The sequence below is a fragment of the Escherichia sp. WS1451 genome (assembly GCF_046487365.1).
Taxonomy (GTDB): Bacteria; Pseudomonadota; Gammaproteobacteria; order Enterobacterales; family Enterobacteriaceae; genus Escherichia; species Escherichia coli.
This window is the reverse complement of the sequence record NZ_JBJQJP010000017.1, coordinates 43,384-58,190: the sequence shown is the minus strand read 5'-3', so window position 1 is coordinate 58,190 and position 14,807 is coordinate 43,384. Positions and strand designations below refer to the sequence as shown.

Genomic DNA, 14,807 nt, shown 5'->3' with positions numbered 1-14,807 from the left:
GGGGGATCACGCCGGTTTCAGGTCCGGTTCAATCAGACTGTAGACCTGCTGGTTAAGTGCTGGCGCATTTGCCAGTTCATGGATATGTGCGGCGACATCAGCACGGTTAACAAAACCATGACACTCCTGATTTTGTATCCGTTGTGCTTTGCCCGTTGCCGCACCATCAAGCAGACCGCCGGGGCGGAGAATGGCATAATCAAGCTGGCTGGTTTGCAACCAGCTTTCCGCCAGCGTTTTTTCCCGTACCGCCTGACCAAACGCAGCCTTTGCCCGCTCTGATAAAAACGGCCAGCTATCGCCGCATCCCAAAGAGGTCACCAGAATCATGCGACTGATGCCAGCCTTCTCGGCCTCATCAATCACTGTTCTGTGCGCCAGATAATCCTGAGCTCCGCCCATTGTTGAGATGATAAGCGCATCCGGGCCAGCTGCGCGGCAAGCAGCCGCGACTACGCTGGCATCACAGGCGTCGCCTGTAAAAACCTGTACGCCTTGTTGCGCCAGTTTCGTGGCGGCATCGGCATGACGAATGACAGCAACGACCGGACGTTGTTCCGCCAGCGCCAGTTCAAGCGTTCTGGCACCCACACCTTTTCCGCCTGCGCCAAAGAGTAGCCACGGTGTCATCAGGCGTGTTCCTTTAACGATGCTGCCAGAGCATGGAAGGCGCTGACTTGTTCGCTCAGGAGCTGACGATGATCATCCCTACCGAGGAAGATTTTCAGCATTGCGCTGCCTTCCTTATTGAAAAAGAGAATAGAGGCGGTATCCATGCCCATAAATTTACGTTCGATCAAGGCAATATGCGTGCAGTTTTCTGCTTTGATATGCCCGGACATGCCGTGCTTTCCGCGTAGGTTGAAATAGCCGTGGCGATGGAAACCCGAAGGCAGTTCGCCGCTAAATTCGAGTATTACATCGGTAGTATGTACTAACGTGGTGACGTTGCCCCATTCGCAGACGGTATCCCAGACAGTATCGAATTTATCACCTGACACAACAGTCGGAGAGGGCAGATTTTTCACTACCTCCAGCAGCGTGGTGTTGTATTGTTCGGCGATCGCCTCCAGCGTACCGTCTGGCTCCGTTTTCAAAAATTCCTGTAACGAGACATGGCTCATAAATCACTCCTGTTATGGTTTTTCAAGCGCAATTGCTGGCGCATTAAGTACCTGAATCAGTTCATTAAGAGACTGCAAAATGTTGCTTGCCCAGAAACGACCTTCATTGGTCAACCGCAGACACGTTGACGCATCGCGGCTTAAGCCTTTTTGGTGCCACTGGGCCAGTAACGGCGCGAGTTTTTCGGCATGTGGCGTAAGTTCGTCCAGCGGTACACGCGCCGTTTCAATGCCCGACTGCAAGGTATGACGCCATTGCGCATTACGTTCGGCGTTACGCATGATCATCATCAGCGGTTTTTTGCCTGCCGCGACGGATTCATGCCAGGTCTGAAGATTGCGTTCGTTCATCCAGGAGTACCCATTAATCGAACCGCCGGCTCCGGAACCAAAGGCCAGACAATCGGCACCTTGTTTAATCAGCAGGTTATAGAGATTGCGTTCGCGTGTGGTACGGCCCCAGTGGCTGTTACTGATGCAGCGCCAACCGGCATCGTCCATAAAATCACATCCTTGCAGGTAAAGATCGCGACGTTCTGCCGGAGAGGGCACGGTAGTACGCCCATTTTCCACGGCTTTGCCCAGCGGTGTATTGGGCAGGACATTGAGCGCATAGAGATCGACGCCGTCGAGACCGATATCGCGGGCAATAGCCAGATCTTCTCCCCAGGTTTGCGCATCCTGACCCGGCAGACCAAACAGCAGGTCACAGACCACCGCGGCACGGTCGCGTTTGACCAGGCTTTCCATAAACGCAATAGCGGTTGGGCCATCCGAGGTGCGGGCCATTTTCTTGCGGATTTTGCTGTTAAACGACTGAATACCAATTGAGAAGCGGTTTGCTCCTGCATCAAGGCAAGCATCGATTCGCTCAGCGTCAAAATTCAGTACCCGGCCTTCGATAGTGATTTCACAATCAGGGGCCAGTGGCAGCTTTTCTCGTAATGTGGTGATGATTCTGGCCAAATCGTGTGCCGAAAGCGCGGAAGGCGTGCCGCCACCGAAATAGACCGCGTGGATGGGGGCCGACTGATGCAATACGCTGTCTGCTTCCATTTCTATTTCACGAATCAGGGCGTCGGTATAATGAGCACACGCATCTTCATTAAAACGGTTCTGATAAAAACCACAAAACGTGCAGTGTGTCGCACAAAAAGGAATGTGTAGGTAAACCAGTCGCTTACGTGGTGATACCGTTTGATTGATCATCTCTTGCCAGGTCTGTGCCAGTTGCTCTTTGGCAACCGGAATGGCCCCACGAAACGGCATCATGGCGCGCCTGTCTTTAAAGGGCTGATCACCGTCTAAAGCAAAATGTGGCGTGAGATCCAGGGTGTTATTTGTGTTCATTCGTCTGATTTAAATCCATTTATTGCGGCCAAAGCTGCTGGTGTAAAGACTCAACGACATCAGCAATACGCGGACCCATTCCCAGAATCAGGTTTTGATCAACGGTGATAATGCGCTGGTTTTTCCATGCGGCAGTGTGGGTAATTCCGGCAATAGAACGTAGCCGATTAATATCGCCATCGACCATTTGTGAGGTGACGACAATCACTTCAGGGTTAGCCGCAATCAGCGATTCCGCGCTGTAGCTTTTGTACTGCTGGTGGGTAGCGACGTTTTCTGCTCCGGCAAGCGAAAGAATGGCGTCCGCGACGCTGCCTTTACCGGCAACCTGTGGCGCACTTCCGCCTGCGGAGAGAATAAACATGGCTTTAACCGGGGCTTTTTTGGCCGCCACGTTTTGCTGTACTCGCTCCAGGCGTTGGTTGATCTGTGTCACCAGCGCCTCGCCTTGTTCAGGAACCTGTAACGTTTTTGCCAGTTGGCGAATGTTGGCGTACATCTGCTCAAGGGTGGCTGGTACACGCGGCAGAGTGACGACGTTGACTTTTTGCGCCCGCAGTTGGTCGAGCACAATTTGCGGTCCTGCATCCTGCCAGGTAATTACGCTATCCGGGCGAAGTGACAAAATGCCTTCGCTGCTGAGTTGTTTCCAGTAACCAATATGCGGCAGTTTGGCGGTTTCTGGTGGATAGGATGTCGTTTCATCGACACCAACCACGCGTTTGCCAGCGCCCATCGCGTAGATTAGCTCCGTCAGCGATCCTCCTGCGACCACGATACGTTCGGCAGCCGTTACGCTAAAAGTCCAGCTAAGAGCCAGTAATGCCGTAAACAATTTTTTTCGTTTTACCATGGTCTTCGCGGCAGAGGCCACGGCTGAAATACATAACGTTAGTGGGGAAAAAAGAAACGGCCTGGTGATGATCCTTGGCATAATGTGAGAACTCTTATCAAATTGAGAATGATCATGATTATCATTTGAGTTATATATGAAATACAACCGTCGATTCAATACGCACGGCGTTACAAGCGTATTTATTTTTGATTTTTATCAAGATGCTTCGTCAGCTAATGTTCTTGTTACCGATTAAATTTCAGCGCGGGAAAAAGCTGAGAACCCGGAGATATCGCGGCTTGCAGAGCAAAGAGAAGAGAAAATTATCACTGTTAACGACAACGTTTTGTGATGAGGTTGTGGGGGGATAGCCATAAACACAGGATGGTTTTCTGGATGCTGGATAGATTTCATAACCCCCTGTTTATTGTGTTAATGGCGGTTAAAAAAAGCTTGATCATAAAAAATTGATCGATAATAATTCTCATTATCACGTTTGAGTTTAACAAAATATGACATCATGGATAACAAAATCATATCTTTTGTAAGGGAAAACGCACAGCACTTTTCACTTCAGACGTGGCGTACTACTTTGCCTGACAAAGAGGGCGTGCTTTTGCTGAATTATCAGAAATATTCGGCAATTTTACGGGATATATACGCTAATAGCTTCCCGTGGTGATATCTAATCATTTGAATTGTAAATAAATTTATTTTTCGCCAGCCACCCCGGTATTAACCCAGGCAGCCAGCATTTTTTATTTTCCTCATGGAGAATCGCTATGTCACGTCCGCAATTTACCTCGTTGCGTTTGAGTTTGTTGGCTTTGGCTGTTTCTGCCACCTTGCCAACGTTTGCTTTTGCTACTGAAACCATGACCGTTACGGCAACGGGGAATGCACGTAGTTCCTTCGAAGCGCCTATGATGGTCAGCGTTATCGACACTTCCGCTCCTGAAAATCAAACTGCTACTTCAGCCACTGATTTGCTGCGTCATGTTCCTGGAATTACTCTTGATGGTACCGGACGAACCAACGGTCAGGATGTAAATATGCGTGGCTATGATCATCGCGGCGTGCTGGTTCTTGTCGATGGTGTTCGCCAGGGAACGGATACCGGACACCTGAATGGCACTTTTCTCGATCCGGCGCTGATCAAGCGTGTTGAGATTGTTCGCGGACCTTCAGCATTACTGTATGGCAGTGGCGCGCTGGGTGGAGTGATCTCCTACGATACGGTCGATGCAAAAGATTTATTGCAGGAAGGACAAAGCAGTGGTTTTCGTGTCTTTGGTACTGGCGGCACGGGGGACCATAGCCTGGGATTAGGCGCGAGCGCGTTTGGGCGAACTGAAAATCTGGATGGTATTGTGGCCTGGTCCAGTCGCGATCGGGGTGATTTACGCCAGAGCAATGGTGAAACCGCGCCGAATGACGAATCCATTAATAACATGCTGGCGAAAGGGACCTGGCAAATTGATTCAGCCCAGTCTCTGAGCGGTTTAGTGCGTTACTACAACAACGACGCGCGTGAACCAAAAAATCCGCAGACCGTTGAAGCTTCTGATAGCAGCAACCCGATGGTCGATCGTTCAACAATTCAACGCGATGCGCAGCTTTCTTATAAACTCGCCCCGCAGGGTAACGACTGGTTAAATGCAGATGCAAAAATTTACTGGTCGGAAGTCCGTATTAATGCGCAAAACACGGGGAGTTCCGGCGAGTATCGTGAACAGATAACAAAAGGAGCCAGGCTGGAGAACCGTTCCACTCTATTTGCCGACAGTTTCGCTTCTCACTTACTGACATATGGCGGTGAGTATTATCGTCAGGAACAACATCCGGGTGGCGCGACGACGGGCTTCCCGCAAGCAAAAATCGATTTTAGCTCTGGCTGGCTACAAGATGAGATCACCTTACGCGATCTGCCGATTACCCTGCTTGGCGGAACCCGCTATGACAGTTATCGCGGTAGCAGCGACGGCTACAAAGATGTTGATGCCGACAAATGGTCATCTCGTGCGGGGATGACTATCAACCCGACCAACTGGCTGATGTTATTTGGCTCATATGCTCAGGCATTCCGCGCCCCGACGATGGGCGAAATGTATAACGATTCTAAACACTTCTCGATTGGTCGCTTCTATACCAACTATTGGGTGCCAAACCCGAACTTACGTCCGGAAACTAACGAAACTCAGGAGTACGGTTTTGGGCTGCGTTTTGATGACCTGATGTTGTCCAATGATGCTCTGGAATTTAAAGCCAGCTACTTTGATACCAAAGCGAAAGATTATATCTCCACGACCGTCGATTTCGCGGCGGCGACAACTATGTCGTATAACGTCCCGAACGCCAAAATCTGGGGCTGGGATGTGATGACGAAATATACCACTGATCTGTTTAGCCTTGATGTGGCCTATAACCGTACCCGCGGCAAAGACACCGATACCGGGGAATATATCTCCAGCATTAACCCGGATACCGTTACCAGTACCCTGAATATTCCGATCGCTCACAGTGGTTTCTCTGTTGGTTGGGTCGGTACGTTTGCCGATCGCTCAACACATATCAGCAGCAGCTACAGCAAACAACCTGGCTATGGTGTGAATGATTTCTACGTCAGTTATCAAGGGCAGCAGGCGCTCAAAGGCATGACCACTACTCTGGTATTGGGCAACGCCTTCGATAAAGAGTACTGGTCGCCGCAAGGCATCCCACAGGATGGTCGTAACGGAAAAATTTTCGTGAGTTATCAATGGTAATCATCTGCCCCGATATTTCGGGGCATTTATCTGGAAGGAAGAGAGACAATGAACCACTACACACGCTGGCTTGAGTTAAAAGAACAAAATCCCGGAAAGTACGCGCGTGACATCGCAGGTTTAATGAATATCAGCGAAGCAGAACTGGCATTTGCACGCGTCACGCACGATGCGTGGCGGATGCGCGGCGATATCCGTGAAATTCTGGCGGCGCTCGAAAGTGTTGGCGAAACCAAATGTATTTGCCGTAATGAATATGCAGTCCATGAGCAAGTTGGTGCGTTCACAAACCAGCATTTGAACGGACATGCCGGATTGATCCTCAATCCGCGCGCGCTGGATTTACGTCTGTTTCTCAATCAATGGGCCAGTGTTTTCCACATCAAAGAAAACACGGCTCGTGGCGAACGCCAGAGTATTCAGTTCTTTGATCATCAGGGCGATGCATTACTAAAAGTTTATGCCACCGACAATACCGATATGGCGGCATGGAGTGAGCTTCTGGCACGGTTTATCACCGATGAGAATACGCCGCTTGAGTTAAAAGCCGTTGATGCGCCAGTTGTTCAAACGCGAGCCGATGCCAGTGTGGTCGAGCAAGAGTGGCGGGCGATGACCGACGTTCATCAGTTTTTTACGTTGCTCAAGCGCCACAACCTGACGCGCCAACAGGCGTTCAATCTGGTGGCAGACGATTTGGCCTGCAAAGTATCCAACAGTGCGTTGGCGCAAATTCTTGAATCTGCACAGCAGGATGGCAATGAAATCATGGTGTTTGTTGGCAACCGTGGCTGCGTACAGATTTTCACTGGCGTGGTAGAAAAAGTGGTGCCAATGAAAGGTTGGCTGAATATTTTTAACCCGACGTTTACTCTTCATCTATTAGAAGAGAGCATTGCTGAAACCTGGGTAACCCGTAAACCTGCTAGTGACGGTTATGTGACCAGTCTGGAATTGTTTGCCCATGATGGTACGCAGATAGCGCAACTTTATGGTCAACGTACAGAAGGCGAACAGGAGCAAGCGCAATGGCGTAAGCAAATTGCTTCGCTGATACCGGAAGGCGTTACTGCATAACGTATAATTAACGGGAGGTCTGGCTATTTATTGCTGGGCCTCTTTATATTAATCAATCGATCACACCAGATAATCAATATGCTGATGGCGTACCAACTCATTGATCCGCTTAAGATTGAGGATCATCATGATATTGTGTTTATGGCAGTAGAACGTTTTTAGCGATATTTTCAGTTTCTCCAGAATATCTTCCGTTGTCATTTGATTCGCAATGCAGCTCAGAACCTGATGCTGCTTGCGCGAAAGGGACACATCCGCTTCAGGCACAGAGCAGTAACTGCCATTGATGAGTGCGACAAAGTCGATGATGGTGATAGTTCGCGGAACAAAGGTCACCGGTACTTTCCCCAGGCAGCGTTTAATATTAAAGGGGGAGAAAATAATCACATGGACAGGTTTTAATCGTTCAATTTGAGTGAGCAAATTAGAATGAAATACATTATTCATTAATGTATCAATAATGACGAAGGCATGCTGATGCAACATTACGTCGATCTCTTCTTCGTTCTGTATATGAACGACATTACCTTTACTCAGAATGTTTTTCATCGCAGTGAAGAACATCGTATCCCTGGTAATTATAAGAAACATAACCGACTCCTGGTGCGGACATTAACTTTATAATCAGTTTGCCAAAGGTAATTAACAGGACAGGGCTTATAATAATAATTAGCTTACTGTGTATTAATTTGATGTAATGCATGATGCAGATGCTGAGAAAGCATCTGCATCTTTCGGTGGCGTTATTTGACCAGCTCAGGTGTTACCTGACTCACCGCGTTGGTGTAGTAAGGCGCACCCCAGCCCGGTTCCGGCCAGAATGCACCATAGCCGTAATCCCACAGGTTATAGGTGGTATTAACCACTTCTCTCAAATGCCACACCTGGATGCCCTGCATATTCACTTCGAGGAAGTTATACGGGACTTTATTGATAAAGCCAGGTTGTTCACCCTGAATGGTACCGAGGATGGTAACAAAGTGATTACGATAGTTCACTGGATCAAGGAAGCCGCTTTGTCTGGCGAGCAGTCGGCCCTGATAGTTGGCTTCAATATCAGGCTTCGCATAGCTATCCAACGGTAATACAGCGATTTCTAACAACGTATCCGTTTTGCCATTGATAACGTTGATAACCTTCCCACCAAAGCGCGCTTGTTGGCCAACATATAACCCCGGCTGGTTATGAACAGCAACAAAACTTTTTTGAATATCAGGTTGGTTATTGCCTTTGATATTTTGCGGAATTGAACTACATGCGGCAAGCAAAAATGAAAGGCTGAGTATGAGTGCACCTTTTGTCATGTTCATGTTACTATCCTTATCAACAAATATTAAAACCATAATAGATATTTCTTTATAGTTTTCATCTGATTCTGAGGCGATATGCCTGATAGTAACGTAAACCTGTCTGATGTTTATATCCCTTCTGTTTAGTTTAATTCTGTTAATTTTGGGGCGTGACATGAGTATCCATCGCCCCATAAAATAGCCTTTTTTTAAAGGTGCATAAAATCTATTTTTATTCAATGATTATAAAGCGCTAATGTTCAATATTATGGGATTATATTCTGGTAATGATTTGATAAGCGAATTCTTTTGCCAATTGGTGTTTCTATTTCTACCCCATAATTTATAGTTTTTTCATCAGGTAGCGATCTCTTTAAATAAGGTGCGTATGACATTTTTTTAGGATGAAACGTATCGTGTTGAAATATTTCGAATTGATATTCAGACATTTGTGCCCATTTTTTAATTCTATTGTATCGAGAGGGTGTTGTAAAATCTTTAACTTGCTTGTAACATTCTTTTTGGAATTCTTGCTGATATTTTATTATGTCGTTGTATGAAAGATTGTTTACCCTGGTTTCTAATAATTCTATTATTGTCGAAGCAATTTCCGCTTTTGCTCTTAAAGAGTTGTCATTAATGGTTAATAATGTTGAAAATAAACCATTGATTTGTTTGTCAACATATTGTTCATCTTTATGTAATTTTGTGATGGGGTTTTCCTTATGTGAAAAAATAGTATCAAATAAATTTGCGTCAGTGAAGTTTACATTAAGTAGATCTTCGAAATAAAACCTTGACAAGGTTAGAACGAACCCGGACAGGTCCTGTCCTGTCATATTGAAATCAATAAAGTTGGTTCCAGCAAAGACTTTCATCCTGTTTTCATTTTCACTGTGCTCAATATACAACCTTGTCATTTTTTGGTACAAGCGTTGAATATCTTTTATATCAGTTGGTAAATCAGTTCGTAGTCCAGAAAAATTTTTATTTTCGGAAGAAACGGTTTGGACACTGAATCTTACTGGTATTCCCTCTTCTACGAGAATTTTAGTTATGATTGGCTTATTGGGCTTAGGATTAAAGACAACAATGATTTTAGATTCAGAGTTTTTATTCTTTTCGTATCTAATGTTATTAATCTGATTAAGTATTGATTGTGTCTGTTGCGTAAGTGGTGTCGAACTTATCGTTTCAATGTTATTAATAAGTTTTACAAGTTGAGCCACAACTTTTGAGTAGTCTGCATTTGTATATGTGGTGTTCGTGTGGCACGCATTAATTTGTTGGAGTTGTTGTTGCGCTAAATCAAATTGTTCAGCGTTATATCCTTCTTCAGACAATGAAAAATTAATGGGTTGCTGTTCTTCCTGATTATCACAAGGCCACATCGGTGTGTCTGGTGTTTTAACATTGTCGGTATCTGTTGTGCGGTTATAAATATCGCCGTGATATGTATTTATCATACCTGGGGTAAAGTCAATTGACATAACATTCCTTATTGTTCATCTATTTCGCTAAATTTTTGTAAATCGAAGAATTAGAGCAGGAATGGATTTTCTTCTACGCGGAAATAAACACAATGCGTCATATCTTCCTGATATAATTATCTTTAACTTCCCTTTCATTTCTACCCGGTAATATTTGTGTATAAAAAAAGGGCAGTGATAGTATCGTAAAGGAAAACATTAACAACTATCAAAAAGCGCTCATTTTAAGAAGTTATGATGTTCTCCGATAGTGTGTGAAGTGATATTTTTGTGATGTTTTAGATGTGTAATAATGAACCAGGTTAAAGTGTATTTAAAAAAGTGTTGTATTGGCGACTGAAATCTACCCTTTAAAAGGGGGATGATACTGAGACAAAGAGACATTGCTTCTCCGATAAAATGTCAGAGAAGCATGATTGCGTGGTGATTGTCGATTGATGACTTACTGACGGATCCGTCATCATTCTCAAAGCATTAGTTAAGTTATTTGTTATTTTTAAGGATTATCCTATCTATGATTTTCTACTCAGAAGGATAAGGCACTCACAATACTCCTTATAGTTTACTGCTGGCATCTATTTAAAATAGCATTTGAGTCAAATAGCCCATCAAGATAGCCATACCTAAGATAACCGTCAGGAATGCAACTATCATCGGTATTCTGAACATTGATTTAAGTAATATCACTTCCGTCAGGCTTGCGCCGGCACTGCCGATGATTAATGCCATTAATGCTCCCAGACCCATTCCTTTTGTCATCAAAACAGATGCCAGAGGGATAACTGCCTCTGCCCGGATATATAGCGGAATACCAACAACGGCGCTCAATGGGATGGCGAAGGGATTATCTGCCCCTGCATGAGCGGCAATCCACTCTGAGGGAATAAAGCCATAAATAAAAGAGCCTATTAATACCCCCAACAAAAGATATGGCAGTACATCTTTAAACTGTTGCAACGCATCTTTGGTGGCTAGTTTTATGGGATTAATACTTACCACAGCTTTGGTATTGCAACAGTTAACTACGGGTTTCTCAATGGCTTTAGCCGTTGGACTACAGCAACTCACTTCTATTGGCGTATATGTCGTCCCCGGCGAAGTTTTGGCTGGAGCACAACAATTTGCTGATGAGCTTTTACTGGCAATGATATGACGTTCAAATCCCAGGGAATCCAGGATAATACTGGCAAGTACGGAGACGCCGGCGGCGATAATCGCGTACAACAAGGTAACTTTCCAACCAAAGGTCACCCACATTAACCCGACGATAATGGGATTAAGTAATGGGGAAACAAATAAAAAAGTGAGGGTCGGACCAAACCCGGCTTTCGCTGATAACAATCCACGTAACATGGGGATTGTCGAGCAACTACAGAACGGGGTAACGGCTCCCAACAGAGCAGCCAGGAGATAACCTCTCCCTTTTCTGGCCCCCATCATCTGCTGGATTTTATGGTCTGGCACCTTTTGTCTTATCAGGCTCACACCGGCACTAATCACTATAAACAGCAAAGAAAGCTCGACGGCGAGAAACACAAACATTTCTGCGGCATCTTGCAGCATCGCAAGCCAACTACTCATACGTAACCTCATTGAATAAATCTATATTTCCAGAATAATCGAAATGAGATTCAGATCAAGATATTTCTGGTATTATCGAAATATCAACCAGACAAAGGGGGTGTCATATGCAGTTGGAAGAAGTTGCTAAAGCGCTGAAAGAGCTAGGTCACCCGACCCGTTTGTTCATATTCAAACACCTGGTCAAAGCGGGGGAACAAGGTTTGCCGGTCGGTGAGTTGCAAAAGCAGCTTGGGATACCTGGCTCCACACTCAGCCACCATATCTCAGCACTGGTATCGGTAGGACTGGTCAAACAAAACCGTGAGAGTCGGACGCTGATGTGTGTTTCGCAATACGCAATGCTGGAAGCGATAATTGAATTCTTACGCGAGGAGTGCTGCGTAAATAGCAAAACACATGGCGAAGGGGCCACGAAGAACAAATAAGGGGGCATATCCCCCCTTAGCTATTTCAGGCGCTTACCCGCCTCATCAACCACTTTCTCGCCATCTTCCTTGGTGAACGCGCCTTGTTGCGCATCTGGCAGAATTTCCAGCACCACTTCTGAAGGGCGGCACAGGCGAGTTCCCAGCGGCGTCACCACAATCGGGCGATTAATCAGGATGGGATATTGCAGCATAAAGTCGATTAACCGATCGTCAGTAAATTTATCTTCTGCAAGGCCCAGTTCCTCATACGGCTCAACGTTTTTACGCAACAGCGCACGAACGGAAATCCCCATATCGGCAATGAGCTTGATCAGTTCATCGCGTGTGGGTGGAGTTTCCAGATAATAGATAATGGTCGGTTCTGTACCGCTGTTGCGAATCATCTCCAGCGTATTACGCGACGTGCCGCAGGCCGGGTTGTGATAAATAGTAATGTTGCTCATATCAGTATCTCATTACAAAGTGAAAGAGAGACGAAGCGCCAGCGCGGCGAGCGTCACAAACAGCACCGGCAGGGTCATGATAATCCCTGTACGGAAGTAATATCCCCAGCTGATAGTCATATTCTTCTGCGAAAGTACGTGCAGCCAGAGCAGCGTTGCCAGGCTACCAATTGGGGTAATTTTCGGCCCCAAATCGCAGCCAATCACGTTGGCATAAACCATCGCCTCTTTGATGACACCAGACGCCGTGCTGCCATCAATGGACAACGCGCCAACCAGTACCGTCGGCATATTGTTCATAATAGAAGAGAGGAAGGCGGTGAGGAATCCGGTACCGAGCGTCGCCGCCCACAGGCCGTTATCCGCCAGCACGTTGAGTACGCCAGAAAGATATTCCGTTAGTCCGGCATTGCGCAGGCCATAAACCACCAGATACATGCCGAGCGAGAAGATGACAATCTGCCAGGGCGCACCGCGCAGCACTTTACCCGTATTAATCGCATGACCGCGTTTAGCGACGGCAAATAATATCAGCGCGCCCACTGCCGCAATGGCGCTTACCGGAATGCCGAGCGGTTCCAGGACGAAAAATCCCACCAGCAGAAGCAGTAAAACAACCCAGCCAGTTTTGAACGTCGCAGGATCTTTAATCGCATCTGCGGGAGATTTTAGCAGCGCCATGTCGTAGTTCTGCGGAATATCTTTGCGGAAATAGAGATGCAACATCACCAGGGTAGCCAGTATTGCAGCGATATCCACCGGCACCATCACCGAGGCGTATTCGCGAAAGCCGAGGTCAAAGAAATCTGCCGAAACGATATTCACCAGGTTAGAGACAATAAGCGGCAGGCTGGCGGTATCGGCAATGAATCCGGCCGCCATCACAAACGCCAGCGTAGTGCCTTTGCTGAACCCTAAAGCCAGCAGCATGGCGATGACAATCGGCGTCAAAATAAGCGCCGCGCCATCATTGGCAAACAGAGCTGCAACGGCAGCACCGAGCAGGACAATCCAGGTAAACAGCAAGCGACCGCGCCCATTGCCCCAGCGTGAGACGTGCAGCGCAGCCCATTCAAAAAAGCCGGACTCATCCAGCAGCAAGCTGATGATAATGACGGCTATAAACGCAGCCGTCGCGTTCCAGACGATATTCCACACCACCGGAATATCGCCCGGATGGACCACGCCAGTAACTAACGCCAGTACGGCGCCCAGTGTCGCACTCCAGCCGATGCCTAAACCTTTCGGCTGCCAGATAACCAATACGATGGTCAGGACAAAGATAGCGCCCGCCAGTAACATCATGCCTCCTGGATAAAACACATTCGAATATTCATATGTGTTTAGATAAATTTTTTTAACTACAAATATTCTTACTGTCTGCGGAACAATTTTGTCTGGCGAGGTTACGGACAATCACCTGAACCTTTTCCTGTTCGCATCGCCAGGCCTGCTCAATAATTTTCGCCGCCCATGCTGGAATATGCGGCGATAAACGGTAATGAACCCACTTTCCTTGCTTGCGGTCCAGCAATAGCCCACTTTCACGCAGTAATGCCAGATGGCGGGAGATCTTGGGCTGCGACTGATCGAGGGCAGTGCAGAGATCGCAGACGCATAACTCTCCCAGCTCGCTGAGCAGTAAAACGATGCCCAAACGGGTTTCATCGGCAAGAATTTTGAAGAGTTGGATGGGTAACAGAAATGACATATTGCGCTCCTGATTGTTGCACTTAGTGTCTCTCTTCGAAGCGGATAAGTCAAAAACATATATGTTTTAACGAATGCGTATGAGCAGAGGAAGGTAATAGATGTGAGTTAAGGGTTGGGTATTTATTGGAAAAGACCTGAATCAGGACGTAAAAAAACCGACTTTGCGTCGGTTTTTTACTTTCCAGCCCTGAGTTGGTGGCTCTGGCTGGAGTGAGAGAGCTCTTATCTAACGGTTCAATACTATTAGCCAGTGGCTAACATTGCAAGAATTAGCGATTTCTTCAGCTGGCGGAGGGGGCACTTCGGTATATATCGCAGTGACGATTTATATACTTTCACTGGGTCATCGTCATATTAAGCCTTGTCCGAATCCGGATGTAAAAAAACCGACTTTGCGTCGGTTTTTTACTTTCCAGCCCTGAGTTGGTGGCTCTGGCTGGAGTGAGAATGCCATCATCTAACGCATCAATGCTAATACCATACTGAAACTATTGCAAGGGCATGCTGGTTTTATAACCTGAATATACTGTATGATTATCCAGTTAGCTCTGAGGCATTTTCACTCTGGCAATGCGCATAAACGCTTTCAAAGTCCTGATCAGTGGTACGGGTGGTGCCGTTAACTGATGCTCTGGCCGGAGTGAGAATGCCATTATCTAACAATAGGGCATGCGCCGTGACAGGCAATGGATGAGTAAGCGGATGCATT

General features: G+C 46.7%; 14 protein-coding genes. 3 read left to right on the top strand and 11 right to left on the bottom strand.

What is annotated here, in order from left to right:
* Positions 1 to 6: 6 nt before the first annotated feature.
* The 4 genes from chuY to chuT are packed head-to-tail and all read right to left on the bottom strand — an operon-like array spanning position 7 to position 3,408.
* Positions 7 to 630: an anaerobilin reductase gene (gene chuY, locus ACJHX7_RS19335; protein WP_000189351.1), complete on the bottom strand. Its 624-nt coding sequence runs from the start codon at positions 628 to 630 to the stop codon at positions 7 to 9.
* Positions 630 to 1,124 (bottom strand): heme utilization cystosolic carrier protein HutX, encoded by a 495-nt coding sequence (hutX, locus tag ACJHX7_RS19330; protein WP_000020034.1) that lies wholly within the window; start codon positions 1,122 to 1,124, stop codon positions 630 to 632. The genes chuY and hutX overlap by 1 nt, the downstream gene beginning before the upstream one ends.
* A 12-nt stretch (positions 1,125 to 1,136) precedes the next feature.
* Positions 1,137 to 2,474 (bottom strand): heme anaerobic degradation radical SAM methyltransferase ChuW/HutW, encoded by a 1,338-nt coding sequence (gene hutW, locus ACJHX7_RS19325; RefSeq protein ID WP_001095632.1) that lies wholly within the window; start codon positions 2,472 to 2,474, stop codon positions 1,137 to 1,139.
* Positions 2,475 to 2,493: 19 nt separating this feature from the next.
* Entirely contained in the window at positions 2,494 to 3,408 is a 915-nt protein-coding gene (gene chuT, locus ACJHX7_RS19320) for a heme ABC transporter substrate-binding protein ChuT (protein WP_001363063.1), read from the bottom strand.
* A gap of 683 nt (positions 3,409 to 4,091) precedes the next feature.
* Here chuT and chuA point away from each other — a divergent pair.
* Both chuA and chuS read left to right on the top strand, forming a co-directional pair.
* A complete protein-coding gene (gene chuA / locus ACJHX7_RS19315) occupies positions 4,092 to 6,074 on the top strand; it encodes a TonB-dependent heme/hemoglobin receptor ChuA/ShuA (RefSeq protein WP_000089583.1) in 1,983 nt (660 codons plus the stop codon).
* A 48-nt stretch (positions 6,075 to 6,122) separates the two neighbouring features.
* Positions 6,123 to 7,151 carry a hematinate-forming heme oxygenase ChuS gene (gene chuS / locus ACJHX7_RS19310; RefSeq protein WP_001017193.1) on the top strand — a complete coding sequence of 343 codons (1,029 nt, stop codon included), beginning with the start codon at positions 6,123 to 6,125 and terminating at the stop codon, positions 7,149 to 7,151.
* A gap of 60 nt (positions 7,152 to 7,211) precedes the next feature.
* On the opposite strand, the gene ACJHX7_RS19305 is transcribed toward chuS, so the two are convergent.
* The 4 genes from ACJHX7_RS19305 to ACJHX7_RS19290 all read right to left on the bottom strand — a co-directional run bounded on the left by ACJHX7_RS19305 (position 7,212) and on the right by ACJHX7_RS19290 (position 11,511).
* A complete protein-coding gene (locus ACJHX7_RS19305) occupies positions 7,212 to 7,742 on the bottom strand; it encodes a helix-turn-helix transcriptional regulator (protein WP_000478615.1) in 531 nt (176 codons plus the stop codon).
* 152 nt (positions 7,743 to 7,894) lie between these two features.
* Positions 7,895 to 8,461: an outer membrane lipoprotein Slp gene (gene slp, locus ACJHX7_RS19300; RefSeq protein WP_001057453.1), complete on the bottom strand. Its 567-nt coding sequence runs from the start codon at positions 8,459 to 8,461 to the stop codon at positions 7,895 to 7,897.
* A 245-nt stretch (positions 8,462 to 8,706) separates the two neighbouring features.
* Positions 8,707 to 9,930 carry a hypothetical protein gene (locus ACJHX7_RS19295; RefSeq protein WP_000020632.1) on the bottom strand — a complete coding sequence of 408 codons (1,224 nt, stop codon included), beginning with the start codon at positions 9,928 to 9,930 and terminating at the stop codon, positions 8,707 to 8,709.
* Between the two features lie 579 nt (positions 9,931 to 10,509).
* Positions 10,510 to 11,511 carry a permease gene (locus ACJHX7_RS19290; RefSeq protein WP_000100281.1) on the bottom strand — a complete coding sequence of 334 codons (1,002 nt, stop codon included), beginning with the start codon at positions 11,509 to 11,511 and terminating at the stop codon, positions 10,510 to 10,512.
* A gap of 107 nt (positions 11,512 to 11,618) precedes the next feature.
* Here ACJHX7_RS19290 and ACJHX7_RS19285 point away from each other — a divergent pair, with 107 nt between their 5' ends.
* Positions 11,619 to 11,939 (top strand): ArsR/SmtB family transcription factor, encoded by a 321-nt coding sequence (locus ACJHX7_RS19285; protein ID WP_001175592.1) that lies wholly within the window; start codon positions 11,619 to 11,621, stop codon positions 11,937 to 11,939.
* A 20-nt stretch (positions 11,940 to 11,959) separates the two neighbouring features.
* Here ACJHX7_RS19285 and arsC read toward each other — a convergent pair whose 3' ends face one another.
* Genes arsC through arsR form a run of 3 tightly spaced genes read right to left on the bottom strand, consistent with a single transcriptional unit; the run spans position 11,960 to position 14,096 of the window.
* Positions 11,960 to 12,385, bottom strand: coding sequence for a glutaredoxin-dependent arsenate reductase (arsC, locus tag ACJHX7_RS19280; protein ID WP_094030319.1), 426 nt, complete (start codon positions 12,383 to 12,385; stop codon positions 11,960 to 11,962).
* A 12-nt stretch (positions 12,386 to 12,397) separates the two neighbouring features.
* Positions 12,398 to 13,687, bottom strand: a complete 1,290-nt coding sequence (gene arsB / locus ACJHX7_RS19275) for an arsenite/antimonite:H(+) antiporter ArsB (RefSeq protein ID WP_094030320.1) — start codon at positions 13,685 to 13,687, stop codon at positions 12,398 to 12,400.
* A 55-nt stretch (positions 13,688 to 13,742) separates the two neighbouring features.
* The gene (gene arsR, locus ACJHX7_RS19270) at positions 13,743 to 14,096 is read right to left on the bottom strand and encodes an As(III)-sensing metalloregulatory transcriptional repressor ArsR (RefSeq protein ID WP_000008961.1); all 354 of its coding nucleotides are present in this window, start codon (positions 14,094 to 14,096) and stop codon (positions 13,743 to 13,745) included.
* Positions 14,097 to 14,807 lie beyond the last annotated feature (711 nt).

Coding starts and splice junctions, on each gene's coding strand:
- chuA (WP_000089583.1), top strand. CDS start 4,092: ATGTCACGTCCGCAATTTACCTCGTTGCGTTTGAGTTTGTTGGCTTTG.
- chuS (WP_001017193.1), top strand. CDS start 6,123: ATGAACCACTACACACGCTGGCTTGAGTTAAAAGAACAAAATCCCGGA.
- hutX (WP_000020034.1), bottom strand. CDS start 1,124: ATGAGCCATGTCTCGTTACAGGAATTTTTGAAAACGGAGCCAGACGGT.
- chuY (WP_000189351.1), bottom strand. CDS start 630: ATGACACCGTGGCTACTCTTTGGCGCAGGCGGAAAAGGTGTGGGTGCC.
- arsC (WP_094030319.1), bottom strand. CDS start 12,385: ATGAGCAACATTACTATTTATCACAACCCGGCCTGCGGCACGTCGCGT.
- ACJHX7_RS19305 (WP_000478615.1), bottom strand. CDS start 7,742: ATGTTTCTTATAATTACCAGGGATACGATGTTCTTCACTGCGATGAAA.
- chuT (WP_001363063.1), bottom strand. CDS start 3,408: ATGCCAAGGATCATCACCAGGCCGTTTCTTTTTTCCCCACTAACGTTA.
- ACJHX7_RS19285 (WP_001175592.1), top strand. CDS start 11,619: ATGCAGTTGGAAGAAGTTGCTAAAGCGCTGAAAGAGCTAGGTCACCCG.
- ACJHX7_RS19290 (WP_000100281.1), bottom strand. CDS start 11,511: ATGAGTAGTTGGCTTGCGATGCTGCAAGATGCCGCAGAAATGTTTGTG.
- hutW (WP_001095632.1), bottom strand. CDS start 2,474: ATGAACACAAATAACACCCTGGATCTCACGCCACATTTTGCTTTAGAC.
- slp (WP_001057453.1), bottom strand. CDS start 8,461: ATGAACATGACAAAAGGTGCACTCATACTCAGCCTTTCATTTTTGCTT.
- ACJHX7_RS19295 (WP_000020632.1), bottom strand. CDS start 9,930: ATGTCAATTGACTTTACCCCAGGTATGATAAATACATATCACGGCGAT.
- arsR (WP_000008961.1), bottom strand. CDS start 14,096: ATGTCATTTCTGTTACCCATCCAACTCTTCAAAATTCTTGCCGATGAA.
- arsB (WP_094030320.1), bottom strand. CDS start 13,687: ATGTTACTGGCGGGCGCTATCTTTGTCCTGACCATCGTATTGGTTATC.